The organism is Mucilaginibacter paludis DSM 18603 (assembly GCF_000166195.2).
GTDB classification, from domain to species: Bacteria; Bacteroidota; Bacteroidia; order Sphingobacteriales; family Sphingobacteriaceae; genus Mucilaginibacter; species Mucilaginibacter paludis.
The window spans coordinates 5934567-5959092 of sequence record NZ_CM001403.1; the positions used below are offsets into that span (position 1 = coordinate 5934567).

General features: G+C 44.6%; 21 protein-coding genes and 1 pseudogene. 17 read left to right on the forward strand and 5 right to left on the reverse strand.

The genetic code is table 11. From position 1 onward, the window contains the following. Positions 1-468: 468 nt before the first annotated feature. The 3 genes and pseudogenes from MUCPA_RS24905 to MUCPA_RS24915 all read left to right on the forward strand — a co-directional run bounded on the left by MUCPA_RS24905 (position 469) and on the right by MUCPA_RS24915 (position 3490). Positions 469-1407 carry an Rpn family recombination-promoting nuclease/putative transposase gene (locus MUCPA_RS24905; RefSeq protein ID WP_008510147.1) on the forward strand — a complete coding sequence of 313 codons (939 nt, stop codon included), beginning with the start codon at positions 469-471 and terminating at the stop codon, positions 1405-1407. A gap of 48 nt (positions 1408-1455) precedes the next feature. Then, positions 1456-1848: pseudogene (locus tag MUCPA_RS38550) on the forward strand (Rpn family recombination-promoting nuclease/putative transposase); the annotation flags it as partial. Between the two features lie 634 nt (positions 1849-2482). Further along, the gene (locus MUCPA_RS24915) at positions 2483-3490 is read left to right on the forward strand and encodes a LacI family DNA-binding transcriptional regulator (protein ID WP_008510149.1); all 1008 of its coding nucleotides are present in this window, start codon (positions 2483-2485) and stop codon (positions 3488-3490) included. An 82-nt stretch (positions 3491-3572) separates the two neighbouring features. Here MUCPA_RS24915 and uxuA read toward each other — a convergent pair whose 3' ends face one another. Next, positions 3573-4754 (reverse strand): mannonate dehydratase, encoded by a 1182-nt coding sequence (gene uxuA, locus MUCPA_RS24920; protein WP_008510150.1) that lies wholly within the window; start codon positions 4752-4754, stop codon positions 3573-3575. Positions 4755-4830: 76 nt separating this feature from the next. Next, a complete protein-coding gene (locus MUCPA_RS24925) occupies positions 4831-5673 on the reverse strand; it encodes an SDR family oxidoreductase (RefSeq protein WP_008510151.1) in 843 nt (280 codons plus the stop codon). A 497-nt stretch (positions 5674-6170) separates the two neighbouring features. Here MUCPA_RS24925 and MUCPA_RS24930 point away from each other — a divergent pair, with 497 nt between their 5' ends. The 7 genes from MUCPA_RS24930 to MUCPA_RS24960 all read left to right on the forward strand — a co-directional run bounded on the left by MUCPA_RS24930 (position 6171) and on the right by MUCPA_RS24960 (position 11724). Next, positions 6171-7007 (forward strand): phytoene/squalene synthase family protein, encoded by an 837-nt coding sequence (locus MUCPA_RS24930; RefSeq protein WP_008510152.1) that lies wholly within the window; start codon positions 6171-6173, stop codon positions 7005-7007. A 54-nt stretch (positions 7008-7061) separates the two neighbouring features. Then, a complete protein-coding gene (idi, locus tag MUCPA_RS24935) occupies positions 7062-7586 on the forward strand; it encodes an isopentenyl-diphosphate Delta-isomerase (RefSeq protein ID WP_040626403.1) in 525 nt (174 codons plus the stop codon). A gap of 69 nt (positions 7587-7655) precedes the next feature. Then, positions 7656-8321 carry a GTP cyclohydrolase I FolE gene (folE, locus tag MUCPA_RS24940; RefSeq protein WP_233276790.1) on the forward strand — a complete coding sequence of 222 codons (666 nt, stop codon included), beginning with the start codon at positions 7656-7658 and terminating at the stop codon, positions 8319-8321. Beyond that, complete coding sequence (locus MUCPA_RS24945; RefSeq protein WP_008510155.1) at positions 8318-9034, forward strand: SDR family NAD(P)-dependent oxidoreductase; 717 nt, start codon at positions 8318-8320, stop codon at positions 9032-9034. The genes folE and MUCPA_RS24945 overlap by 4 nt, the downstream gene beginning before the upstream one ends. A gap of 1 nt (position 9035) precedes the next feature. Next, positions 9036-9692, forward strand: a complete 657-nt coding sequence (locus MUCPA_RS24950; RefSeq protein WP_008510156.1) for a flavin reductase family protein — start codon at positions 9036-9038, stop codon at positions 9690-9692. 3 nt (positions 9693-9695) lie between these two features. Beyond that, positions 9696-10943: an NAD(P)/FAD-dependent oxidoreductase gene (locus MUCPA_RS24955; RefSeq protein WP_008510157.1), complete on the forward strand. Its 1248-nt coding sequence runs from the start codon at positions 9696-9698 to the stop codon at positions 10941-10943. A gap of 91 nt (positions 10944-11034) precedes the next feature. Continuing rightward, positions 11035-11724: a MarR family winged helix-turn-helix transcriptional regulator gene (locus tag MUCPA_RS24960; RefSeq protein WP_008510158.1), complete on the forward strand. Its 690-nt coding sequence runs from the start codon at positions 11035-11037 to the stop codon at positions 11722-11724. Between the two features lie 1050 nt (positions 11725-12774). Here MUCPA_RS24960 and MUCPA_RS24970 read toward each other — a convergent pair. From MUCPA_RS24970 to MUCPA_RS24980, 3 genes are all read right to left on the reverse strand, one after another. Then, on the reverse strand, positions 12775-13839 hold the full coding sequence (locus tag MUCPA_RS24970) for an IS110 family RNA-guided transposase (protein ID WP_008503956.1): 1065 nt from the start codon (positions 13837-13839) through the stop codon (positions 12775-12777). Positions 13840-14105: 266 nt separating this feature from the next. Next, positions 14106-14996: an SDR family oxidoreductase gene (locus MUCPA_RS24975; RefSeq protein WP_008510159.1), complete on the reverse strand. Its 891-nt coding sequence runs from the start codon at positions 14994-14996 to the stop codon at positions 14106-14108. Positions 14997-15070: 74 nt separating this feature from the next. Continuing rightward, a complete protein-coding gene (locus tag MUCPA_RS24980; protein WP_008510160.1) occupies positions 15071-15649 on the reverse strand; it encodes a Crp/Fnr family transcriptional regulator in 579 nt (192 codons plus the stop codon). Between the two features lie 461 nt (positions 15650-16110). Between MUCPA_RS24980 and MUCPA_RS24985 the strand changes: the two genes are divergently transcribed. The 7 genes from MUCPA_RS24985 (at position 16111) to MUCPA_RS25020 (ending at position 24526) form a co-directional block, all read left to right on the forward strand. Beyond that, positions 16111-16329: a hypothetical protein gene (locus tag MUCPA_RS24985; RefSeq protein ID WP_008510161.1), complete on the forward strand. Its 219-nt coding sequence runs from the start codon at positions 16111-16113 to the stop codon at positions 16327-16329. A 129-nt stretch (positions 16330-16458) separates the two neighbouring features. After that, positions 16459-16749, forward strand: coding sequence for a hypothetical protein (locus MUCPA_RS24990; protein WP_008510162.1), 291 nt, complete (start codon positions 16459-16461; stop codon positions 16747-16749). Positions 16750-16758: 9 nt separating this feature from the next. Then, positions 16759-17052 (forward strand): hypothetical protein, encoded by a 294-nt coding sequence (locus MUCPA_RS24995; RefSeq protein WP_008510163.1) that lies wholly within the window; start codon positions 16759-16761, stop codon positions 17050-17052. Positions 17053-17762: 710 nt separating this feature from the next. Next, complete coding sequence (locus MUCPA_RS25005) at positions 17763-18152, forward strand: hypothetical protein (protein ID WP_008510164.1); 390 nt, start codon at positions 17763-17765, stop codon at positions 18150-18152. A 278-nt stretch (positions 18153-18430) separates the two neighbouring features. Beyond that, the gene (locus MUCPA_RS25010; RefSeq protein WP_008510165.1) at positions 18431-19900 is read left to right on the forward strand and encodes a TolC family protein; all 1470 of its coding nucleotides are present in this window, start codon (positions 18431-18433) and stop codon (positions 19898-19900) included. Positions 19901-19920: 20 nt separating this feature from the next. Then, entirely contained in the window at positions 19921-21108 is a 1188-nt protein-coding gene (locus tag MUCPA_RS25015; protein WP_040628015.1) for an efflux RND transporter periplasmic adaptor subunit, read from the forward strand. A 163-nt stretch (positions 21109-21271) separates the two neighbouring features. Further along, positions 21272-24526: an efflux RND transporter permease subunit gene (locus tag MUCPA_RS25020; protein WP_008510167.1), complete on the forward strand. Its 3255-nt coding sequence runs from the start codon at positions 21272-21274 to the stop codon at positions 24524-24526.

Below are 24526 nucleotides of genomic sequence, written 5' to 3' on the forward strand. Positions count from 1 at the left end.
TGGTTCTTTTTTGTATCAAGACAAAAAGTAATAAGCCCTTCACGCGGCGATTGAGCATGCCGATGCTTTAAATTAAGAATACTGATTATTAACGCAATAAAAACACGCTAATAATCAATAACTTGGGCAATCGAAATGATAAGCCACATCAAAAATACCTCGTAAAGGGCCATGCCGCACGTCCTTCGACTACTGAGCCTGACGAAGTATCAGGAGGACAGCTTTCGCGCACAAAAAAGGGCGTGTCATACTGAGTAAGGCTCCGGCTCTAAATTAAGAATACTGATTTCAGGAGAAAAAATACACTCTGGTAATCAATAACTTAAGGAGATGTTATTATAAGGCGCAAAGATGTTTTGGCGAGACAGGCCTGATGTAGGCCTCGTTTTATACCGCAGATTTTTGCTATGCTATTCCACCGGAATAACTATTTTTAGCCCTGAGTATGAACCATTAATTCTAACCCGTATGGAACAAAAAATTGGCCGCTTTATTGATCCTTTGAGCGATTTTGGCTTTAAGCGATTGTTTGGAAGCGAGCCCCATAAAGACATATTGATTGATTTTTTAAACCAACTATTCCTGGGCCAAAAGGAAATAGCTGACTTAACTTATAGCCCCACCGAATACGCTGGCGATACCGAGAAAATCAAGAAAGTATTTTTCGATCTGCATTGCACCGGGAAAAATGGCGAGAAATTTATCATCGAGATGCAAAAAGCCGAGCAGCGAAACTTTAAAGACAGGGCCGTATTTTATACCTCGCGCCTTATCAACGAGCAACTGCCCAAAGGCGAGAGCCACTGGAATATTCAACTGGACGAACTATACCTGATAGCCATACTGGAGTTCAAATTCAAGAATGGCAACCCGGACCGGTATTTACATAACGTAGCACTGACCAATACCGATACGCATGAAATATTTTACAATAAATTGGGTTATAAGTTTTTAGAATTGCCTAATTTTGTTAAAACAGAAGAAGAACTGGAAACCGACCTTGACCGTTGGTTCTATTTACTGAAAAACATGAGCCACCTGGAGAAAATTCCCGCGGTATTAAACAAGCGGATTTTCCAGCAGGTATTCAAGATAGCCGAATTAAGTAATCTGACGAAGGAGGAGAAAGCAATGTACGATTCAAGTTTAAAAGCCAAATGGGACTATGAAAACTCGATAGCTTTTGCAGAAGAGAGGGGTATAGAAAAAGGCCGTGAAGAAGGGATTGAAATAGGGATCGAGAAAGGTATTGAAAAAGGTATTGAGAAGGGTATTAAAAAGGGCATTGAAAAGGGCCGTGAAGAAGAGAAATATGATGTTGCCATTGAGATGAAAAAAGAAGGTATTCCAGATGCACAGATAGCTAAATTCACTAAGCTTCCGATCTCGGTAATTGAAAAACTGTAATGATTTGAGCCCAACCTGATTAACTGTTTTGATTTGTGAAGAGCGGCCCCTACGGTATTAAACAAGCGGATTTTCCAGCAGGTATTCAAGATAGCCGAATTAAGTAATCTGACGAAGGAGGAGAAAGCAATGTACGATTCAAGTTTAAAAGCCAAATGGGACTATGAAAACTCGATAGCTTTTGCAGAAGAGTTGGCAGAAGAAAGGGGCATTGAGAAAGGCATTCAGAAAGGCATTGAGAAAGGCCGTGAAGAAGGACGCAAAGAAGGTCTTGAGAAAGGTATCGAAAAAGGTATCGAAAAAGGTATTGAGAAAGGCATTGAGAAAGGCCGTGAAGAAGAGAAATATGATGTTGCCATTGAAATGAAAAAAGGAGGTATCCCAGATGCACAGATAGCTAAATTCACCAAGCTTCCAATCTCGGTAATTGAAAAGCTTTAGTAATTTGAAGCCCCGCCTGATGAAGTTTTTTGATTTGTGAAGATCGGATCTCCGCAGTATTAAACAACAATTCAATAAGTTGTTCTATGGATTAGGCGTTGGTAAACTGATGGTTTGATTCACAGAGGATAGAGCCATGTGTTTTATACCAATCCTGGTATAAAAGGGGCAACATCCGCTGAAAGCGGTATACATCCGCGTAAAACCACACTCATTATACTCAATAGTAAGCCCGGATAAATTGGCGCTGGCAGCCATATGATATAGTGTGCATATTTTATAACCTTAACTTTATAGGTTAATCAAAATTAGTCCGGATGCTGGTGACTAAAAAAATCCCATGGGATAGCCAATAAGCTAAATATTTTATTTTATACTTGAGCTTTTATAAATTGTCCCGGTGTTATTTGGCAGGGAATAAGTGATGGAAATTAAAGTATTTAATTAGGAAAGTTATGCACTTGGGGAATGTATGAATAGTAGATCCCGGATGTTTACTTTAAAATCGAACTTTTATTTTTAGCCGCTTATTAAATTTTTAAACCTTATTTTTCCTTTAGAACGATAAGTTAAAAATGGGTTACAAAATAGGTAGCCATAGATTTTGGGAAATAAATAGATAAATGAGCCCTACATGGAAGAGGTAAATATCAAAAGTCTTGCTAAGAAATTAAATCTGTCCATATCTACGGTTTCGAGAGCTTTAAGTGACAGTTACGAAATTGGGGCCGAAACAAAGCAGCGGGTAAGGCAATTAGCCAAAGAACTCAATTACCAGCCTAACCCCTTTGCCAGTAGTTTACGTAAACGCAAAAGCAACACCATAGCAGTAATTATTCCCGAAATTGCCAATAACTTTTTCACATTGGTAATTAAAGGGATTGAAGATATTGCCCAGGCTCAGGAATATCATGTTCTGATTTATATCACGCACGAAAACAGCGCCAGGGAGATTGCTTACTGCAATCATTTACTAAATGGGCGAGTTGATGGCGTACTGATGTCGATGTCGGGAGAGATGGACGATATTGATCATATCAATTCGCTCATTGAGCATCATGTTCCGGTAGTGTTTTTTGACAGGATATGTGAGCAGATCTCAACAGTGAAGATCATTACCGACGATTATGAAAGTGCCTTTACAGGTACGGAGCACCTTATTGCCAAGGGCTGTAGAAGCATCGCTTACCTCGGTATCCTAAAAACGCATTCTATCAGTAAAAATAGATTACATGGATATCAGGACGCGATGAAAAAAAACAATATAGCTATTGATAAACAACATATCGTCAGTTGTTCGGGCGATATCGATCAGGATTATCAGGTGATCAAAGCACTGTTAACTTCGGCCCACAGGCCCACAGGCATTTTTGCGGCTGTTGAACATGCTGCCCTGGTGTGCTACGAAGTTGCAGCCGATCTTGGGCTTAAAATTCCGCAGGATTTCAAGATCATCAGTTTCTCTAATTTACGTACAGCTTCATTGCTCAACCCGCCGCTTTCCACCATCACCCAGCCCGCTTATCATATTGGGCAGGAAGCCGCTAAAGCGCTTTTTGGTGAGCTAAAAAACAGGAACGGAATTGAAAATACAAAAATCACCCTCCGTTCATCTTTAATAGAGCGCGAATCTACTGCATAAATATCGTTGCGAGCTGGCAACCGAGGTGATCGGAGGTAATCATCCGTTTCTGGATTTTCATCTCGCAACGATATAGCCATATTTATAAGCTTCTGCGGATTCCCAGTTCCAAACCTCGCAATTCGGCCAGGCCTCGCAGTCGCCCAATGCCAGAGTAACCCGGGTTGGTTTTCTTTTTTAAATCGTCAAGCATTTTATGCCCATGATCGGGCCTGAACGGCATCCGCAGATCTTTTCTTCCTGCTGCTTTTCTTTTCTCCTGTTCTTCAACAAGTGCTTTCATTACGGCATACATATCTACATCCCCATCAAGGTGGTCTGCCTCATGGAAATTGCCTTCAGCATCGCGCCTGGTGCTACGCAAATGGATAAAATGAATACGGTGGCCCAGTCTTTCAACCATGCCCGCCAAATCATTATCTGCCCTTACACCAAATGAGCCAGTGCAATAAGTAAGGCCGTTGTTCATGGATGGTACTGCGGCATAAAGCTCATTGATATCTTGTTCTGTACTTACAACACGAGGTAAACCCAGGATAGGGAACGGAGGGTCGTCGGGATGTATACACATCAAAACTCCTGCTGCTTCGGCGGCCGGTATCACTTGTTCTAAAAAACTAAACAAATTGGCTTTTAGTTCCTTAGGGCCAATGTTGTTATACGTTTCAAGGGTTTGTAAAAACTGTTCAAGCGTGTATCCTTCTTCCGAACCTGGTAAACCGGCAATAATGTTTTTAATCAAAATGGCTTTGTCTTCTTCTGAAAGATTCTTCAAAAACTCGGCAGCCTTCGCTTGTTGATCTGCCGAATAGCTTTCTGTAGCACCTGGCCTTTTCAAAATATACAATTCAAACGCGGCAAATGCCGCCGCCTCAAAGCGTAGCGCTGTCGATCCATCGGGCATCCTGAAATCAAGATTAGTGCGCGTCCAATCCAATACCGGCATAAAGTTATAGCACACAATATCAATACCGCAAGCGCCCAGGTTGGTGATGGATTGCTTGTAGTTTTCAATATATTGCAGGTAATTGCCTGTACGTTTTTTAATGTCCTCGTGTACAGGCACGCTCTCTACCACAGACCAGGTTAACCCTGCCGCTTCAACTTCGGCTTTACGTTTATTAATTTCTTCCACTTCCCAAACCATTCCGTTGGCAATGTGGTGCAGGGCAGTTACAACACCGGTAGCGCCGGCTTGCCTAACATCTGCTAACGATACCGGGTCATTGGGCCCGTACCATCTCCATGTTTGTTCTAAACTCATAAAATATTTATCTTTTTTATTTTAATTGGCAGGGCTTATCAGCCCGATGCTAAAATAGGTATAATTATAAATCTGGTTAAACGCCGCTAAATGCGCTAAAGCCACCGTCAATAGGTATTACTACCCCGGTAACAAATTTAGATCCATCGCCGCAAAGCCATAATAAAGTTCCGGTCAGGTCCTCAGGTTCGCCAAAGCGTCCCATTGGTGTATGCTCTAAAATGGTATTTCCTCTTGCTGTAAGCGATCCATCGGTATTGGTTAATAGGGTACGGTTCTGGTCGGTCAGGAAAAATCCTGGTGCCAGCGCATTAACCCTGATTCCGGTTTTGGCAAAGTGTACAGCCAGCCATTGGGTAAAGTTGGATATGGCCGCTTTGGCGCCGCTGTAAGCCGGTATTTTGGTTAAAGGCTTAAAGGCGTTCATGGACGATATGTTGATGATAGATGAACCGGGACGGGTGATCATATCTTTAGCGAACACTTGCGTAGGCAATAAACTACCGATAAAGTTCAGTTCAAAAACAAATTTGATACCTTCGGGATCAAGGTCGAAAAAAGTTTTTAAACCTTCGGTTGATGATTCCAGGTCGGCCAATTCAAAAAAAGGTTTTGATGTAGTGCCTTTAGGGTGGTTACCGCCAGCGCCATTGATCAGGATATCGCAAGGGCCCAATTTTTCCAGAACAACCTGGTGAGCTGCCTGCAAACTTTCCAGATTTAAAACGTTACAGGCAACGCCAATAGCCTGCCCGCCTTGCTGGGTAATCTGGTTAGCCACATTTTCAGCATTTTCGGCCCGCAAATCCAATATTGCCACTTTGGCGCCTTCAGCGGCGAGTGCATTTGCCATTGTGCTGCATAGCACGCCACCACCGCCGGTAATGACTACTACCTTATCCAAAAAATTTGATTTCATAAGATTTTTATAAATGATTAGGCCAAATCTCCTTTAAAAAACACGGTTCAACACCACTTTGCCCGATTTTATTTACGGAAACGATTTCGTAAGGTATGGCCTAACCATTTGGCTCTTAACACCACATGTTAGTAAACTATAAGCTGGGATAATTGACGTATTTATTGTCAAGCAAATTTTAAGTTGCTGAGGTTTCATCAAGTTTTTCAATCAAGTTTAATAAACAACAAATTCAAAATCATTCATTTTAATGCAATAATATACTAAAATTTGTTTTAATGTATGGTATTGTACTATATTTATCCATCAGTCTAAGGCCTTTATATATTTAGGCAATTTAATGCTGAAATGTGTTAACATTAATGTTTATATTTAAAACACTAACAAACTTTATTCGGCTGTTATCCCTGCGGGCAACGCATTGCCTCGCGGCGGGACTGTTTCAATCCGGTTCCAATAAAGTTTTAAACTATTCGATTATCCAATCTCAACTATAAATGAAACAAACATTTGATGTCTTATCTGCTACATGCAGTAGGGAAACAACCCGGCTTTACAGTACGAGTTTCTCTCTGGGGATATTCTTTTTCAATAGAGAGGTTCGCCGTCCAATACATGCTATCTACGGTTTTGTTAGGCTGGCTGACGAGATAGTGGATAGCTTCCACGAGTATCCTAAGTCGGCATTACTTGCCGAATTGAAGGAAGATTGCTTTAAAGCAATTGAACGCGGAATCAGTGTCAATCCGGTGATCAATTCATTTCAACAGGTGGTTAACCAATACGGCATCGGGCTTAATCTCATCAGTCAGTTTTTAAACAGTATGGAGATGGATCTTGGCGAGCAGGACTATACACCCGAAAAATATGAAGAATACATCATGGGTTCGGCGCAGGTTGTAGGGCTAATGTGTCTGCATGTGTTTACAAATGGCAACCAGGAGCAGTTTGAGCGTTTAAAAATACCGGCAATGAAATTGGGTTCGGCATTTCAGAAAGTAAATTTTCTTCGGGATGTTAATGCAGATTACCAGGATCTAAACCGGACGTACTTTCCTCATGTCAACCTCTCCTCGTTTTCGGACGACGATAAAAGAGTGATCGAACAGGATATTCTTTCGGAGCTGAACGATGCATTAAGCGGTATACGGCAATTGCCGCAACCTTGCCGCAAGGGTGTTTATCTGGCTTATGTATATTACAGGCAATTGTTTCATAAAATTTCCAGGGTGCCTGCCCAAAAGGTGATGTCTCAGCGTATACGGGTTTCTAACGGACACAAGTTTTGGCTGATGTTTGATTCGTTGATCAGGTATAAATTAAATTTGATATAAAACAAGTTGAGCCCCTGGGTAAATTGATAAACTAAAAAAACTAAAACAAAAAAATTGAAAGAAAGTGTAATGCTGGTAAATGCCAACAACAAAGTAGTTGGAACGATGGATAAATTGGCGGCGCACCGGTCTGGAATGCTGCACCGTGCTTTCTCTGTATTTATATTTAACAATGCTGGTGAACTGTTGCTACAGCAAAGAGCCTTTGAAAAGTACCACTCTGGTGGCTTGTGGACAAATACCTGTTGCAGTCATCCCCGGTTGGGTGAAGTTACTGTTGATGCTGCTCATCGCCGCTTAAAAGAGGAAATGGGGATGTGGTGCGAGCTTACCGAACTATTTCAGTTTACCTACCGGCATGAATTTGAAAACAGCCTTATAGAGCATGAATACGACCATGTGTTTATGGGGGTAAGTAACCAGTTACCGGAACCTGATCCTTCGGAAGTAGCCGGGTTTAAATATGTGGATACCGAGCTGCTTGCATTAAAATTGGTTGAAAAGCCCGAAGACTATACGCCATGGTTTAAACTGTGCTTTGACCAGGTAATGGAAAACTATCAACACATTAAACTTTAAGCCTACCTAAGCTATGCTGATCAACTTTGTACAAACTCCCCTTATATTTTGATGATAAATAACAACACCGTGAATGAAATAACCATTGAGCATGATGTGATGCACCTTGAACAGGATCACTACAGCTCCGCACTTGATACCCCCATGCGGGCTAACGCGTTTGATATGGATGATGATACCAAAATAGACCTGATAGCTCAACATTTTGCAGGCATTATGGAGGTGCTGGGCATGGATCTGGGCGATGACAGTTTAAAAGATACACCACAAAGGGTAGCTAAAATGTATGTGAAAGAGATATTCAGCGGCCTTAATCCGGCTAATAAACCCAAGCCTACATTATTTAAAAATCCCTATCAATACAACCAGATGCTGGTAGAACGAAACATTGCTGTTTTTAGCAATTGTGAGCATCACTTTGTGCCTATTGTGGGCAAGGCCCACGTTGGCTATATCAGTAACGGGCAGGTAATTGGCCTTTCAAAACTGAACCGCATTGTTCAGTACTGCTCCCAAAGGCCCCAGGTGCAAGAGCGGCTAACCATGCAAATTGCCAATATGCTGAAAGAGGCCCTGGGCACCGAGGATGTGGCCGTTGTTGTGGATGCCCACCATCATTGTGTATCCAGCCGTGGCATAAAGGATGCTGGCAGTACCACCCTGACTGCCGAGTACGGCGGGCAATTTTTAAACCCGGAAACGAAAAACGAATTTCTTAAATATATCGGATCATGAATCTTAGTGGGAAAAATATCCTGGTGGTAGGCGGTAGTTCGGGCATCGGTTTATCATTGGTTAAGTTGCTTCATCAGCAAAATGCAAACATTTACGCAGTTTCAAGATCCTCGTCAGAGGAGTGGCCGGATGGTGTTCATTATTTGAGTGCCGATGTTACCGGTAATATTGATGCCCTTGAAATGTTTTTACCCGCACACCTGCACGGCCTGGTTTATTCGGTTGGCAGCATAACCCTTAAGCCCTTCAACAGGTTAACAGCCGACGATTTTTTGAACGATTACCAGCTCAATGTTGTGGGCGCGGCCCGTATCATTCAGCAAGCCAGCAAGCAGTTAAAAAGTGCCGCAGGGGCATCCATCGTTCTAATCAGTTCAGTAGCTGCCAAAACGGGGATGCCTTACCATGCCAGTATTGCCGCCGCAAAAGGTGCGGTTGAGGGAATGGCGTTAACGCTGGCTGCCGAGCTGGCCTATCAGCAGGTAAGGGTAAACGTGGTGGCACCATCATTAACCGATACCCCATTGGCGCAAAATCTGCTCAGCTCGCCCGAAAAACGGGAGGCATCCGCCAAACGGCATCCTTTAGGTAAAATTGGCCAGCCGGAAGACATCAGCCGCCTGGTGGCGTTTTTATTATCCACCGATAGTAGTTGGATAACCGGCCAGGTAATAGGGGTAGATGGCGGCCTGGGCAAATTAAAAACAAGTTAATATGATAAGCATAAAAAGTGATGAGATTAGTCAGCTGGAAAAGCAATATCGTACAAGCCTGATCAACAGCCTGATTGGATACCGCTCTTTAAACCTTTTAAGCACCACCAGTAATGATGGTATTACCAATTTGTGCTTAATTAGTTCCACTTTTCACCTTGGGGCAAACCCGCCTTTGGTGGGCCTGGTTATGCGGCCCGAACGTGAGCATAACGATACCCTTCGTAATATCAAAGCAACCGGGCAGTATACTTTAAACAACGTTTTGCCCCAATGGTATTTGCAGGCGCATCAAACCAGCGCCAGCTATCCGTCGGGCGTGTCCGAGTTCAATACCTGCGGCTTTAAAAAGCAATATGTCAGCGGTTTTAAAGCTCCCTTTGTAGGCCAGTCAACCATTCGCATCGGTTTGGAGCTGCGCGAACTATTGGATATGGAAATTAATGGCACAACCATCGTTATCGGCGAGATAGTGCAGATACTGGCCGATGACACCATGATTGCCGAAGATGGAACGGTTGATCATGCTAAAGCCGGAACCGTAACTGTAGCCGGGTTGGATGCCTATTTTCTTCCGCAGCCCATTGGCCGTTTGGCTTATGCTAAACCTGGCATTGAACCCCATCTGTTAGAAAGCAATACCCAAGCCCTGCTATAAGCTATGGAAAAAGATGCACAGGTAATTATCATTGGTGCTGGCTTAGCGGGTTTAACAGCGGCTAAGGTTTTAAAGGCAGCAGGCAAATCGGTATTGCTGATTGAAGCTTCTGATGCGGTAGGCGGACGGGTGAGGACGGATGAAGTAAATGGTTTCCTGCTCGACCGTGGTTTCCAGGTTTTACTGACGGCCTATCCGGAAACTAAACGCTTTTTAAATTATAGCAAGCTCGATCTTTGCCGGTTTGATCCCGGCGCGCTGATTTTGAATACCGCAGGTGCCACCAGCATTGGCGATCCTGTACGTAGGCCCAGCTCCCTGATCTCAACCCTATTGTCGTCCGCAGGTACCTTAACCGATAAGTTGCGGATGCTGAGGCTTAAACTAAAACTGGGCCGCAAAACCATCGAAGAGATATTTGCTGAGCAGGAGATCACAACCATTGCCTACCTTCAAAAAGAGGGCTTTAGCCCAACCATCATCAGCCAGTTCTTCAAACCCTTCATGACGGGTATTTTTCTTGAGGGCCAATTAAGTACCTCGAGCCGGATGTTCGAGTTTGTATTTAAAATGTTCGGCGAGGGCGACGCGGCTATCCCGGCTAAAGGAATGGGGATGATACCATTACAGCTGGCAGAAGGTTTAACTTCTGATGAGATGATATTCAATGAAAAGGTTGACGCCATCGATGGTAACCGTGTAAAAACCGCTTCGGGAGTAGTTTATACCGCCGATTATATTTTAATGGCTACCAGCCAGGCCAGCATACTACCTCCTTTTGGGCAAGCGACAGCAGTACCCCATTCGGTTACCAATATGTATTTTAGCGCGAAGAAAAAACCGTTTGAAATGCCGCTGATTGCGTTAAATACGCTACCTGGCAAGTTGGTTAATAATATTGCTGTGATGGATCGTATCTCGCCGTGTTATTCTAAAAGCGGCGATGCATTGATCTCACTTTCGCTTATTGGCAATCACGCAACGGAAAACGAGGACGAACTGCGGGCCAGCGTTATAACGGAACTGAAGTTCTGGTATCCTGACGCTATACACTGGACCCATCTGAAAACGTACCACATTGCGTATGCCTTACCTAACGACGATAGTGTTTGTAATGAAGCGAACGACGAAGTGTTGAGATTAAACGCCCAGTGTTTTGTTTGTGGCGATTATTTGATGAATGGCTCTATCAACGCCGCCATGAAAAGTGGAAGATTAGCTGCGGAGGCCATTATAAAAACAATGGGTTGAAAATGACGGCTGAACAGATAGTTTACAAATCACAGATTTGGCTAATTAACCGGATTTGATTAATTAACCGATAGCAATAACTTTGCGCACCATGAAATCATACCAACTTATTCATCAGTTGATCGATCTTGTACGGGAACTGGAAGAAGAAAACCAATCGCGTGAACTTTCCATCCAGGATTTTACAGGTTTTCTGTTGAATAAAGTTGGCGATGTTGCCGGTAGTGCTGTTAATAGCGAAGTGAGGTTTGGCGATAGTGATAATGTCGCTTTAGAAATTGCTTATCAGTTGGATAACAACATCGGCAGATTGTTTGTGTTTATGAGCCGTTATGCAAAATCATACATCAAAAAAGCGCTCGAAGGAACCCCGCTGCAAACAGGCGAAGATTTTACGGCCCTCGCTATTTTGCTTACCCATCATCATTTATCCAAAAGCGAATTGATCAGTTATAATCTACAGGAAAAAACATCCGGAACCGAAGTAATCAGGCGCTTGATTGCCGAAGGCCTGGTGAGGCAATGGGCTGATTTAAAAGATAAAAGAAGCAAGCATATTGCCATAACAGATGCTGGCAAAGAATTGCTTTACCGGGTATTTGTTGATATGAACTACGTAGGTAAAATGATCACCGGCCAATTAACCGTCGCCGAGAAATTTACCCTACAGTATCTTTTACAAAAGCTGGAAAACTTCCACCTGGAACATCACGAAAAGAAAACCATTCTATCCAAAGCCGACCTCAGAAACTTTGCAGAGAATAATGCACAGGTAGTATGAGGCGAAAAATATTTTTGGCATTTTATCCCGCGGTTTAAGACGATGGTATTTTATTAGCGATAATTGCGGTTGCTATACAAAAAAGCAGGCCTAAGCTTTATCCGCTATCCCTGCTTATAATAATGTCTATTTAAGTTATTGATTATTAACGCTTAACTCTCTATCTCCATCATGTCATCCCGACGGTAGGAGGGATCTTTTAAAAGCGATAAGTATGCATCATATTCGGTGCGCTGATTATCAATGTGCTATTTTGCTCCGACAATCAGTATTCTTAAATTAGATCATCGGCACGCTCAATCGCCGCGTGAAGGGCTGTTACTTTTGTCTTGACACAAAAGGTAACCAAAAAGTCAAGACTGCCCGATCCTTCCACCCACAGGCCAAACCCGGCCCGGCGTGCAGTCAGGCCTTTGCGCACTTTTTCCTGTGCGTTAGAGTATATCACGAAGTTCCAAACATCATCCGTATTTTTTCCCGGCCCGCCGGGTCTATCACTTATAATGGCTTTTTGTTAAGTTTTTGATTGTCAATACTTAATTGTCTCCATCATGTCATCCCGACGGTAGGAGGGACCTCCTATGATGAAATATGCAAGGTAAACGAGGCAAAAGGGCTTAAAAAGGGGTTATAACACGTATTGCTTAAATGTTTTAAATATTTTTGGTCAAAGCATGGCCCTGTTTGTTTAACTTTCCAGTGCAAATCAAAAGAGGAAACAGGCGCTGCTGAGGAGCAACCTGCCAGCAATATGATTTGCTGAACCACGGATAAAGGCCTCTGTCAAAGGAGGCTTTTTATTTATCCTGTTCACTGAATGGCTAAAAAAACCTTCACGAATTTTTATTTTAATGCGTTGATAAATGACCAGCTAACCTCCTATAAGCAGACACTTTGCAGGCTGCAGGATCGCGTTCAAATTATTTGGATAAAAGGGCAACCGTAACCTTTTGTATAGCAGACACCTTTCGGGCCGCAGATCCCTCGCTTCGGTTTGCCCATTTCATAAAAAAACCAAACCGGCTTTATCAGGCATTTGTCCTTGTGGACTTATTTGACAACCGAAGTTACGTAAGGTTTTTGATTCTTCATAACGAACCGTATCCGGTTGAGCATTTTTTTAGCTATCCTGATGATGGCCTTATTCTTTTTCATTTTTTTGCAAAGGTTATTGAAAGCCAGCGTCATGGCCGGGTCGAGCCTGACAGCTATCCAAGAGGCCTCGATAAGCTTCTCCCGTAATTGATGATGAGCTCTTTTAGTGAGCCCCAATATGATTTTTTGATCGCCGGAACTATGCATATCCGGTACCAAGCCTATATATCCACACAAGGCATCCAGGGAATCAAAGCGTTCAATGTCGCCGATCTCTGTGACAAATAATAAGGCGGTAATCTCGCCTATACCGGGGATGGTCCGGATCAGTTTTATAATTTGTTGATAACGTGGCTGCCTGGATAGGGCTCTGACTTCCCTGGTGGCTGTGAGTACCATGATACGGGTCTGCTGGTATCCCTGTAGCAGAATATCCAGGTTGATCCGTGCTGATGAAGGCAAGCAAAGGGCCTTGAGCAGGCAGATATAATGATTCGACCAGTATTTATCGGTGTCTACCGTCACCGACTGGTCCTGGAAGTTAAGCCATCCTTTTATTCGGTTCTTATAGCGTGTCTGATCTTTGATCATTTGCTGGTAAACACGGATAATACCGCGGTCATCCTGTTGCTCGATGCCAGGCACGAAGATACCTTTCAGGGCTCCTTCACTTAATGTTTTACTGAGTTTCCGGCAATCGACCGTATCTGATTTGCGCTGCTTTTCCTTGTCTGTCAGCGGGACATCGGCAGGATTTACGACGATGCAGGACATCCCCAGCTCACTAAACTGTCGCTGATAGCCAAAGCCGCAAAAACCGGCTTCGTAAACGAGCCTGTAATCGGCCGAAGGATAGTTCTGTTGTAGATGCCCGCTTAAGGCCTTAGGTGAAGGTTCCTGGGAAAACGTCTTTAGCTCCATATGGGTGCTGCGAAGGCTGACCTTCCAGGACTTCTTGTGTACATCTATGCCAACAAAAATAGTTTGTCCGCTAAAATCTAATTGTGTACCTTGTTTCATGAGTTCTTGGTTTAAAGTGTTTGTTAATGGTTCACTATTAAGCTACAACCTTTTTTTCAAGAACTCTTTTACATCATCTATCGAACCATTTCATACATACGACCTTTTGCGCGCGATAAGTATGCAGCATATCGGGTGCGCTGATTATCAAGCGCTTATTTTGCTCCGACAATCAGTATTCTTAAATTAGATCATCAGCACGCTCAGTATTAAAAAAATGCCAAAAGGACTTGAGATCGGTCCCTTGGCATCTAATCAGTTTACTGCTATAAATAACCCGCGTTCTTGATGTCCTCTATCAATCCAGCACCTTTCGGCTCCCATCCAAGTTGTTCAACTGTTTTTTTGTTTGAGGAGGGGCAATCTATCGAGGCGAAATGTGCAAACCAACCAAAGTGCGCGGCAATATCATCTCCGGTTTTGCTAATAACCGGCAGGTGCAGTCCATCACCAATTACTTTGGCAATTTGTTTAAAGGCAATACCTTCCTCAGCTACCGCATGCAATACCTTTAGTGATGGTTGTTTTTCAACAACCAAACGGTAAACAATTGCCGCATCATCCCTGTGCACCGCTGGCCAGCGGTTATGGCCTTCGCCAACATAGGCAGATTCGCCCTTGTCCCTGGCGGTATTAATAACCACCGGTATAAAACCATGATCGCCGCTACCATGAACGCTTGCCGGCAAGCGTACAACATAAACCCGTACACCTTTGGCGCTTACAGCGGTCGCAGCCTCTTCTGAAGCGGCGCGCGGTACTATGGTCGAACTAACCTGTAAAGCATCATCCTCTGTTACCGGGCGGTCATAGTTCAAAAGGCCCAACGCAGAGGTAATTACTAAAGGCTTTTCAGAACCCATAAGTGCTTCTCCAAAAGCTTCAATCACAATACGGTCGGCTTCGCAATTGGCTTTATATTGCGAAAAGTCGTGGTTAAAGGCCGTATGGATAACGGCATCGCAAGTGCTTGCAGCACGCTGGATGATTTCAATATTATTGACGTCGCCCAGGCACACTTCGGCCCCGCTTGCTGTCAATTTTTGGGCTGCACTATCCGAGCGCACCAATCCGAGTACCTGGTGGCCAGATGATAGGAGTTCTTTTACAATAGCGGAGCCTACAAATCCGGATGCTCCAGTAACAAATACACGCATAAGTTAATTGTTTTTTTATTGCAAAGTTGGGCTATAGGCAATAACAAAACGACGTCATTTGACCATAATTGTATTTAGCGCTGAAGCTGTGCGTGGCGTATGCGGGTTAATGTTTTAAGTGATATGCCAAGATAAGCGGCTACCATACGCAGCGGTAATCTTGACACGTAGCCTGGGTAGTTTTGAACAAAGTCTTCGTACTTTTCCTCTGATGTGGCACTTAGTGTTGTTAATATTCGTCGCCTGCTGTCGTAAATATTCCTCGCTATTAACTGTTCCGAAAATTTTTTCAGCTGTGGGATTTCGGCCAGTAAGGTGTTAAAGTCGGCCCGGTTCCAACACAGTACCGTACTTGGTTCAACTGCGCCGATACTAACACGTGAGGGAATCTGCTTGTCATAGCTTTCAACATCCAGCGTCCAACTGTTCTCGGGCGAAAACTGCACAATATGTTCGGCACCCTCGGCAGAAGTACTGAAGGTGCGCAGCAATCCGCTTACTACAAACACCTTATGGCGGCAAGTTTCGCCCTCACGAAACAGGTACTCGTTGCGGCGCAGTAACCTTGATGTTGCACGGCCGCTTATCCGCAGGATAGCATCTTCCGGCAGACGGGTATGGGTTTTCAGGTAGTTTTCAAAATCGGCGTGCATTACTCAAAAATAATAAACATTTCTGATAGCGGTTGTGTAAAAATGTTACCAAGCGTACACTTCGGGCTGCCGCCGGATTTTTTTGCTTAGCTTTTCGCGGTAGCTGGGTTTAAGCTTCATGGAGGAAAATAAGCGGGTTGCCTGGTTAAAAGTTTTTTAAAAATTTAAAACCAAATTGAGCTTGGATGGTTAATGGATTAAAATAGCATTTTTGCTAAGCATAACCTAATAAGTGATCAATTTTATGGTAATGAAAACTTTGCAAGCCACTCCGTGGGGGTATAACTCCGTTGAATAAATAAAGGTTCATTGCTATAATTAGGGCTTTTTGCCGGGCAAATTTCTAAAGCATCCTGTACGGGTAAGCGATAAATAAAAATAATCTGTTGAGTTTACATCATAAGCTTCGTCAGGATCGTTATTATCATAAAATCTGGAGAGGGCCTTGTTGACGAAATACCATGAAAGCAAACACAAAAAAGAACATTACCCGTGCGATAAGCACCGCTGATGATACTCATATCAAGAAAAAACATGTATTGCAAAGCGGCTTGCCAGAAGAGTTATCACGACGGATGAATGCCGTTGGCGGAGATCCAATGGATGCAGGGCTTGGCGCGGAGCCAATCGGCATCAATGGAGATGCTGTCGATCCGGACAAGCAGCCTAACAACGATTAGTTATGCCAGCGGGATTTTTATACCACTACCGAACGATGGAGGTTGCCGCCAGCCCATTGATGTATGTACTGCGGCCTAAAGCGAGCCTGATTTGGTAAGATATGTACTTTAACTTAACAACTTAACATCGTGAACCAACTGATTTCCATCGCAGAACTAACTATACAAAGTTTGAGCACCGGTGTACTGCACCTTTTAAAGAATGAACTGGGCGAACATGGCACCGTAGTAGAAGTGGGTAATAAAATTCTGATCAGCATCAGCAAGGTTGATTTTGAGCAACGGCTGGGTAGCCTGCTCCAGCAAATATACCGGACTGTAGATCAGCACTTCCCGGATAGGAAGGAGTTTCTGTCGATCATCATCCGCAACGCGGATGATCAATACGAAAATACCTTTAAAATATGGCCAACAGCCTGATGAATAGCCATGAACAAGCAGCAAAAAAATCCAGCCTCAGATTTGTTAAAATGCGAGCGGATAGAGCGCGAGGAGGCTGAAGCACGTACCAGGGAATTGGTTGAACAGTATAGAGAAGAAAGGAATTTGCACATGAAGGAATTTGAAATCAGGGTTGGGCAAACCAGGCGATTATTGCAGCTAAAGCCTGCAAGTAAGGCTAATACATTCGGCATCTATGCAGCCGACCCTGCGGCCGACTGGCTTGATTATGCGCGTGACCAGCTGTTCGTAGACTCTGTCTGCGAACCTGTATGCTGGTAGTCTCTGACTACCGGCTAAAATGACTTTAGGTTTGTTCTTCGTTCTACACATTCTTTCGAGCCAATTCAGTTTCATCATGCCGATGATCATATGTTTGAGAATTAAGGTAAGCATTTTGATTGCCTGTTCTAAACCATATGTACATCATTCGATCCTATGAAAAGGTGAAGGTTTTAACCGGTAGTCAGAGACTACCGGCATACGGGTTCGTAGACAGAGTCTACGAACAGCACGGTTTGATGGGCTGGGCATTTTTACTGGCGAAGAACTGCAAAGTATAGCCGCGCAGGTAATGCTTCATCCGCAATTTAAGGCAGTTTAACTGGTGCGGGTAGACATAGATAAATAAGTCCATGGTCCATGGTCCATGGTGTTTTGAAAGTGCATTGGTGACTTTAGCTTAATCTTAACCGACATTTATTATTAGTATGTGCCATTAGCGCAATGTAATCTGGCCGCTAATAACGCGCGACTTTGCTGCCTGGTGATAGTTGCGCGCTTTTGCAAATAAAAAAAGTGCTGCCTTTATTCCTGCTTTTCCGCATCTTTTAGTTACTCTGTAAAAAAGACGTGCCTGTAGCTCATGCATTAGCCCGCGGTTAAAACAGCGGTGTTTTTTTTCTTTCAATTTACCCCAGTGCACTTGTATCCAAATATTTACAAAACATTAAAGAAACAAGACCGTATATTAGTGTAAGTTTTAAACTAACGTGAAAACACACAATTACATTATCCAAAAATACGTAACCCTATCATTGGTAGTGGTATACGTATGGGTTGCTTTAATGTATATTTTTACTTTGCCACCAATTAACCACCTTAACCAGTGGGCGAGCGCTCATTCGCATATTGAGTTGAATGGTAAAGCCGGTAATCCGGGTATGGGCGGCACCTTGCTGCACCGGGGCAGCCGTACTTCCATAGAAAATAAAAATAAAATTGTGATACCGGCCACCGTAGCCCGTATCCTGTTCTTCTTCTTTATTTTTGGCAACCTGGCCTTGTTAGGTTTAGCCAAAAACAATAATAGCCGTTATTTTATCGCTTCCTACAGCCCGCATCCCAATGCCTGGCTGAGTTTGCGTGTCATCCGTATTTGATCCTGCATTTCCTTTATGATGCCACAAATTAGATTTCCAAAAGAGATCTGATTTTGGTATTACCCAATCCTGATATCTGGTTTTTTATTAGCGCATAATATCAGTAACCGTGGCCGCACCGCGACCAATTAATACATCATGTATATCATATAGGTAAAAACTTGGACGCTCCATTTCAATCAATCCCCATTCAGGGTTTATGATCAAAATGGGCTGTAAGATAAAAATACCTCATTATTAAAAATTCGTGCTCAAATTAAAAATCATTCTGTTTTAAAATGAAGAAAATACATTTTAATCAAAAAAGCCTAAGTGTTTTGTTATTAATGGCGGCAATTTTTGGACTGTCATTAACAGCACGTGCGCAAAACGGCAAAACTAAATTCCCAGCTATAGAGCACGTGCCCGATACTAATAAAATAGGTTTCCCTGTTATGCCCAACGCTACCGACACCGGCAAAAACGGAGGCATCTATCTAAACCTGCGCCAATGTATCGACTACGCGCTTACCCATCAGCCGGCTTTAAACAAATCGCTCATTAATGTTGATATTACCCGTCAAACCAATGCCGTTAACCTGGCCGGGTGGTTGCCGCAGGTTAATGCCAGCGGTAATCTGGTCCATTATATACAGCAGTCAAATACCAATATATCAACCACCACGTCGGGCACAACCGGTGCAGGCACTTCTACGGGTTCGTCAAGTACCTTACGGTCAAGCTATGCCAATACCTTTGTCCCGGAATTGGCGGTTTCGCAAGCCATTGTCAGTCCGGAGTTGCTGTACAATTCAAGGAGTGCGCCCTTGCTGGTTAAGCAGGCCCAGCAGGTTACCGACAGTACCAAAATTTACGTAGTAGCTGCTGTTAGTAAAGCCTTTTACAATGTGCTGCTTACCTTGCAGCAGATCAATGTGTTAAAAGAAGATACTGCCCGTTTAGGCCGCAACCTGCGCGATACCTACCACCAATATAAAAGCGGTATTGTTGACGAAACCGACTATCTGCAGGCCACCATTACGCTCAATAACTCAAAAACGCAACTCAAACAGGCCAACGAGAATGTAATACCGCAATACGCCGCCCTGAAACAATTAATGGGTTACGAACCGGAGAAGCAATTTAATGTAACTATCGATACCGTACAGATGATGAACGATATCCGGATCGATACCACCAAGCAGCTGCAATATGAAAAACGGGTGGAGTACCAGCAGATCATCACCCGCCGCGATTTACAGTTTGAATTAACGCATTACTATAAATATGCCTATATACCTACCGTATCCGGCTTTTTTAATTATAACCTGCAGTTTGCCAATAATAATTTCCCAAGCCTTTTATCCAACTCGTACCCCAGCTCGCTGATCGGCCTGTCGCTCAATATTCCCATTTTTACGGGTTTTGCGCGGGTGCATAACCTCCGGAAATCGCGTTTGCAGGAGCAGGAAATCCATTGGGACGAGGTTGACCTGCGCTCGCAGCTTTATAAAGAGTACGCCAGCGGCTTGGCCGGTTATAAGAGCAACCTGTACAACTTTAACATGCAGCAAAAAAATGTGGCCATGGCCAGGCGTGTTTACTTTGTGGTTAACCTGCAATACAAGCAGGGCATTGTGGCCTACCTAAATGTGATAACCGCCGAATCAAACCTCATTACATCCGAAATAAATTATACCAACGCGCTGTTCCAACTGCTGTCGAGCAAAATAGACCTGGAAAAAGCCATGGGAGATATTACTTATTAATGCCTGAAAAACTAAACCCGATGAAGAGAGTACTATTGTTAACCACCATTTTTATCAGTGTGATGATATTGGCAGCCTGCAAAAAAAAGCAGCCGCCTGTAAACCCCGAAGTCCCCGTTAACTTATATAAGGTTACGGCAAAGCCCGTATTGTATTATGATCAATATCCATCAACCACGGCTGCGTTAAGCCAGGTTACCCTGTTGCCACAAGTGCAGGGTGCCGTTACCGGGATATTTTTTACCGAAGGCAGCCATGTTAAAAAAGGGCAAAAACTTTATGAAATAGATAGGCGCATTTACCAGGATAGCTATGATGCCGCCGTGGCTAACCGCAAGGTTACCGAAGGCACCCTTACCCAGGCCCAGCAGGATGCCGACCGCTACGAATACCTTAATAAATACAATGCCGTGGCCAAGCAACTGTATGACCATGCCGTCATCACCCTGCAAAATGCCCGGAGCCAGGTAAAATCGGCAGATCAGGCTGTTAAAACAGCTAAAACCAATTTGAGCTATGCTGTTGTTTACGCACCGTTTGATGGCACCATCGGCTTTAGCCAGGTAAAATTAGGCAATGTGGTTACAGCCAACTCAACGGTTTTGAATACCATATCTACCGATAACCCGATGGCGGTTGATTTTGTGATCAACGAAAAACAATTACCCCGTTTTGAAAAACTGCAGCAAAACAAGCATCAGGATACGGATTCGCTTTTCACCATCCTGTTATCTGATAACTCGCTGTATCCGGTTAACGGAAAAATAGCGGTGATAGATCGTGCCGTAAACTCGCAAACCGGTACCATTACCATCAGGCTGGTATTTAATAATCCCCAGGGCCTGCTAAGGGTTGGCATGAGCTGCGTTGTGCGGGTACATAACCAGGAAGCCGGCCCGCAATTGCTGGTGCCCGGCAAGGCGGTTGTTGAGCAAATGGGCGAATACTTTGTATATACTGCCCAGGACAGCCTGATGAACAACCCCAAGGCAGGTGCCGACTCGGCTAAAAACAAGATCAAAAAACTGGTGGCCGTACAAAAAAAGGTCCAGGTGGGGCAAACCATTGGTGCCAACATGATTATTAAAAGCGGCCTGAACAAAGGCGAACGAATTGTAGTTGACGGCGTGCAGCTGTTGCACGATGGTTCGCAAATTACCACCGCCAACAAGGTTGGCCCATCGGCAGGCGGTAAGGGTGGGAGGTAAATAGTTGTTGGCTGCTTTGGGTTAATGGATCATAGATCATGGTTGATAGTGGGATGCTCGGTAGTTTGATGATTGACAGGCTATATAAGCGACTATAATTTATAACCATGATCCATCAACCATCAACCATGAATAAAAAAACTGAAACGAAAGACATTATTATATGATTGCTAATACCTTTATTAAAAGACCTGTAACGGCTATCGTTATATCCATTGTGCTCATTATTACGGGTACGGTGAGTATATTGCTGCTGCCTATAGATCAATACCCCGATATTACGCCGCCTATTGTACAGGTGAACGGCCAGTTTACCGGCGCCGACGCGCAAACGGTAGAGCAAACGGTTGCCACCCCCATAGAGGAGCAGGTGAACGGAACCCCCGGCATGGAATACATGCAGAGCAACAGCACCAACAACGGGCAGATGACCATGAATGTAACCTTTAAAACAGGTACAGATATTGACGTTGCCGCGCTTGATGTTCAAAACAGGGTGAGCATAGCTACCCCGTTGCTGCCCTCGGTAGTTAGCCGCCTGGGCCTTACGGTACGCGCCGTTAACCCCAGTATGTTAATGATGGTAGCTATTTATGCGCCTAAAGGCACGCATAACGTTACTTTTTTAGATAACTATACCAATATCTACATTCAGGATGCTTTGCTGCGCGTGCCCGGCGTGGGCAGCATTAACCGCTTTACCGACGATTTTAGTATGCGCATCTGGATGAATCCCGATAAAATGGCATCCTACAGTTTAACCCCTGCCGATGTTATTGCCGCCCTTAACGCGCAAAACGTGCAGGTTGCCGCCGGTACCGCCGGTGTGCCGCCGCAGGCTTCAACCCAAACCTACGAGTTGGGCATTTTGGTGAATGGCCGCCTGAGTAAAGTATCCGAGTTTGAAAAGGTAATTGTGAAAACCATCCCCGGAACGGGGCAACTGGTATACCTGAAGGATGTTGCCCGCGTGGAGCTGGGTAAGTTCACCTTCTCAAGCAACTCCTTTGTTGATGGGCATAAGGCATCGTACCTGCAAATTTACCAGGCGCCGGGCAGCAACGCGCTCGAAACCGCTAACGGCGTTTATGCCGCTCTGGCCAAACTGAAGCAAACCTTTCCGGCAGATGTGGAGTACCGCGTTCCATTTGAGTCGGTTACGGTGGTTAAAGTTTCTATGCAGGATGTGGTAGGCACCTTGTTAAAAACCCTCGGGCTGGTTGCTGTGGTGGTGTTTTTGTTTCTGCAAAACTGGCGCTCAACCTTAATCCCGGTATTGGCTATCCCGGTATCTATTTTTGGTACCTTCTGCTTCTTTATTCCGCTGGGCTTTACCATCAATACCTTAACTATGTTTGGTTTTGTGCTGGCGATAGGTATTGTGGTGGATGATGCCATTATTGTGGTAGAGGCCGTGCAGCATTATATCGATCATGACCACATGTCGCCCAAGGAAGCAACTTACAAAGCCATGAAGGATATTTCGGCGCCGGTAATCGCTATCGCGCTGATATTGGCCGCGGTGTTTGTGCCGGTTGGTTTTATACCGGGTATTGTAGGCAGGCTGTACCAGCAGTTTGCTATTACCATCGCCATCTCGGTGATCATCTCGGCATTTATTGCCCTCTCGTTAACGCCTGCCCTGTGTACGTTGTTGTTAAAACCATCGCCTGCCGGGCAGGAGGCTAAGGGCCTTAATAAATGGTTTGTTAAATTTAATGACTGGTTTCAGCGGATAACCGACAGTTATACCGAGGGAGTGAAAAAGAGTATCAAGGCATCGCGCCTGGTTATTATCATCCTACTCTGTATTTGCGCAGGCACCTACTTCCTGTTCCAGCGTAAGCCATCAGGGTTTATCCCATCCGAGGATGACGGAAACCTGTACGTTACTTTCCAGCTGCCGCCGGCTTCGTCAACGGCCCGGTCGGTGGAAGTGATGTCGCAATTGATGAAGGTAATCGGTTCAACGCCGGGCGTGGCTCATTATGCGGCCTTATCGGGGTTAAACGTGGTAACCAATGCCAGCAACTCTAACAACGGTACCATTTATTGCCAGCTTGCGCCCTGGGACGACCGTGGTAAAACCAGCGAACAGGTGCCCGGCATTATAGGTGTGCTGCAAAAGCGAATAGCCGACGCGGGCGTTAAAGATGCCAATGTGGAGGTGATTCAACCGTCACCCTTGCCGGGGATTGGCACCACCGTTGGTTTTAGTATGCAGATAGAGCAGCGCAATACATCCGATAATTTGCAGGCCTTTGAAAAAGTGGTGAATAACTTTATCGCGCAAGCCAACAAAAATCCGGTGATCACCAACGCGTTCAGTTTTTATACCTCGCATACGCCAAATTATAGCCTGACGGTAGACCGTGAAAAATGCGAAAAGCTGGGGGTTAACATATCCGATGTTTTCACCACCATCCAGGCATACATGGGCAGTTTGTATATTAACGACTTTACTACCTATAACCGTACCTTTCACGTGGTTGTGCAGGCCGATACTGCCTTCCGTAAAGTGGTATCCAATATGGATAAGTATTATGTGCGTAATTCGGCAGGCACCATGGTACCGTTGGGTACGCTGATCAGCTACAAACCTGTGGACGCGCCGCCGCTCATCTCGCACTTCAATATCTTCCGCACCGCCGAAGTTGACGGCTCTGCAGCCGAAGGACACAGCAGCGGCGAGGCCATAGCCGCCATGCAGGAACTGGCTAAGAAAACCCTGCACGAAGGTTACGACTATGAGTTTTCGGGTTTGAGTTATGAGGAGATCAAGGCTGGCTCAACCACCATCTACATCTTCATGTTCTCCATCACCTTCGTGTTCTTGTTTTTGGCTGCCTTGTACGAGAGCTGGTCGGTACCGTTTTCGGTATTGCTGGCCGTGCCAATCGGCGCGCTGGGTGCTATTTTGGCGCTCATATTTGTGCCGAGCTTAACCAATAACGTTTACGCGCAAATCGGTTTGATCACCCTCATCGGCCTCGCGGCCAAAAACGCCATCCTGATTGTGGAGTTTGCCAAAGTGCGGGTTGATCTGGGCGAAGAGCTTATCAAATCCACCCTTGAAGCGGTAAGCCTCCGCTTGCGGCCTATTATCATGACTTCCCTTGCCTTTATATTAGGTGTGCTGCCGCTGGTGCTGGCAACAGGCGCGGGCGCTGTGGCGCGCCGTACCATAGGCTTTACGGTACTGGGCGGTATGCTTGCCGCATCAACCATTGCGATATTTGTGGTGCCGGTGCTTTATGTGGTGATCACCCGCTTCTCCTACGGTAAAGAAAAACTGGAGTACCTGCAGGCGCATACCGAAGACCTGAAAGAAAAAGCCCGCAAGGTTGAAGCGCAAAACATTGACCCCGAACTGGAGTATGAGATTGAAAAATCCCGCGAACTCAATAAAGCTAACTAA

Bases quoted from the DNA above. Each gene is read 5' to 3' on its own strand.
- MUCPA_RS24915 (WP_008510149.1), top strand. From the start codon at position 2,483: ATGGAAGAGGTAAATATCAAAAGTCTTGCTAAGAAATTAAATCTGTCC.
- MUCPA_RS24930 (WP_008510152.1), top strand. From the start codon at position 6,171: ATGAAACAAACATTTGATGTCTTATCTGCTACATGCAGTAGGGAAACA.
- MUCPA_RS24985 (WP_008510161.1), top strand. From the start codon at position 16,111: ATGAAAGCAAACACAAAAAAGAACATTACCCGTGCGATAAGCACCGCT.
- MUCPA_RS24960 (WP_008510158.1), top strand. From the start codon at position 11,035: ATGAAATCATACCAACTTATTCATCAGTTGATCGATCTTGTACGGGAA.
- MUCPA_RS24945 (WP_008510155.1), top strand. From the start codon at position 8,318: ATGAATCTTAGTGGGAAAAATATCCTGGTGGTAGGCGGTAGTTCGGGC.
- uxuA (WP_008510150.1), bottom strand. From the start codon at position 4,754: ATGAGTTTAGAACAAACATGGAGATGGTACGGGCCCAATGACCCGGTA.
- MUCPA_RS24955 (WP_008510157.1), top strand. From the start codon at position 9,696: ATGGAAAAAGATGCACAGGTAATTATCATTGGTGCTGGCTTAGCGGGT.
- MUCPA_RS25010 (WP_008510165.1), top strand. From the start codon at position 18,431: ATGAAGAAAATACATTTTAATCAAAAAAGCCTAAGTGTTTTGTTATTA.
- MUCPA_RS24970 (WP_008503956.1), bottom strand. From the start codon at position 13,839: ATGAAACAAGGTACACAATTAGATTTTAGCGGACAAACTATTTTTGTT.
- MUCPA_RS25020 (WP_008510167.1), top strand. From the start codon at position 21,272: ATGATTGCTAATACCTTTATTAAAAGACCTGTAACGGCTATCGTTATA.
- MUCPA_RS24995 (WP_008510163.1), top strand. From the start codon at position 16,759: ATGAACAAGCAGCAAAAAAATCCAGCCTCAGATTTGTTAAAATGCGAG.
- MUCPA_RS24925 (WP_008510151.1), bottom strand. From the start codon at position 5,673: ATGAAATCAAATTTTTTGGATAAGGTAGTAGTCATTACCGGCGGTGGT.
- MUCPA_RS24975 (WP_008510159.1), bottom strand. From the start codon at position 14,996: ATGCGTGTATTTGTTACTGGAGCATCCGGATTTGTAGGCTCCGCTATT.
- MUCPA_RS24905 (WP_008510147.1), top strand. From the start codon at position 469: ATGGAACAAAAAATTGGCCGCTTTATTGATCCTTTGAGCGATTTTGGC.
- MUCPA_RS25015 (WP_040628015.1), top strand. From the start codon at position 19,921: ATGAAGAGAGTACTATTGTTAACCACCATTTTTATCAGTGTGATGATA.
- MUCPA_RS24980 (WP_008510160.1), bottom strand. From the start codon at position 15,649: ATGCACGCCGATTTTGAAAACTACCTGAAAACCCATACCCGTCTGCCG.
- MUCPA_RS24950 (WP_008510156.1), top strand. From the start codon at position 9,036: ATGATAAGCATAAAAAGTGATGAGATTAGTCAGCTGGAAAAGCAATAT.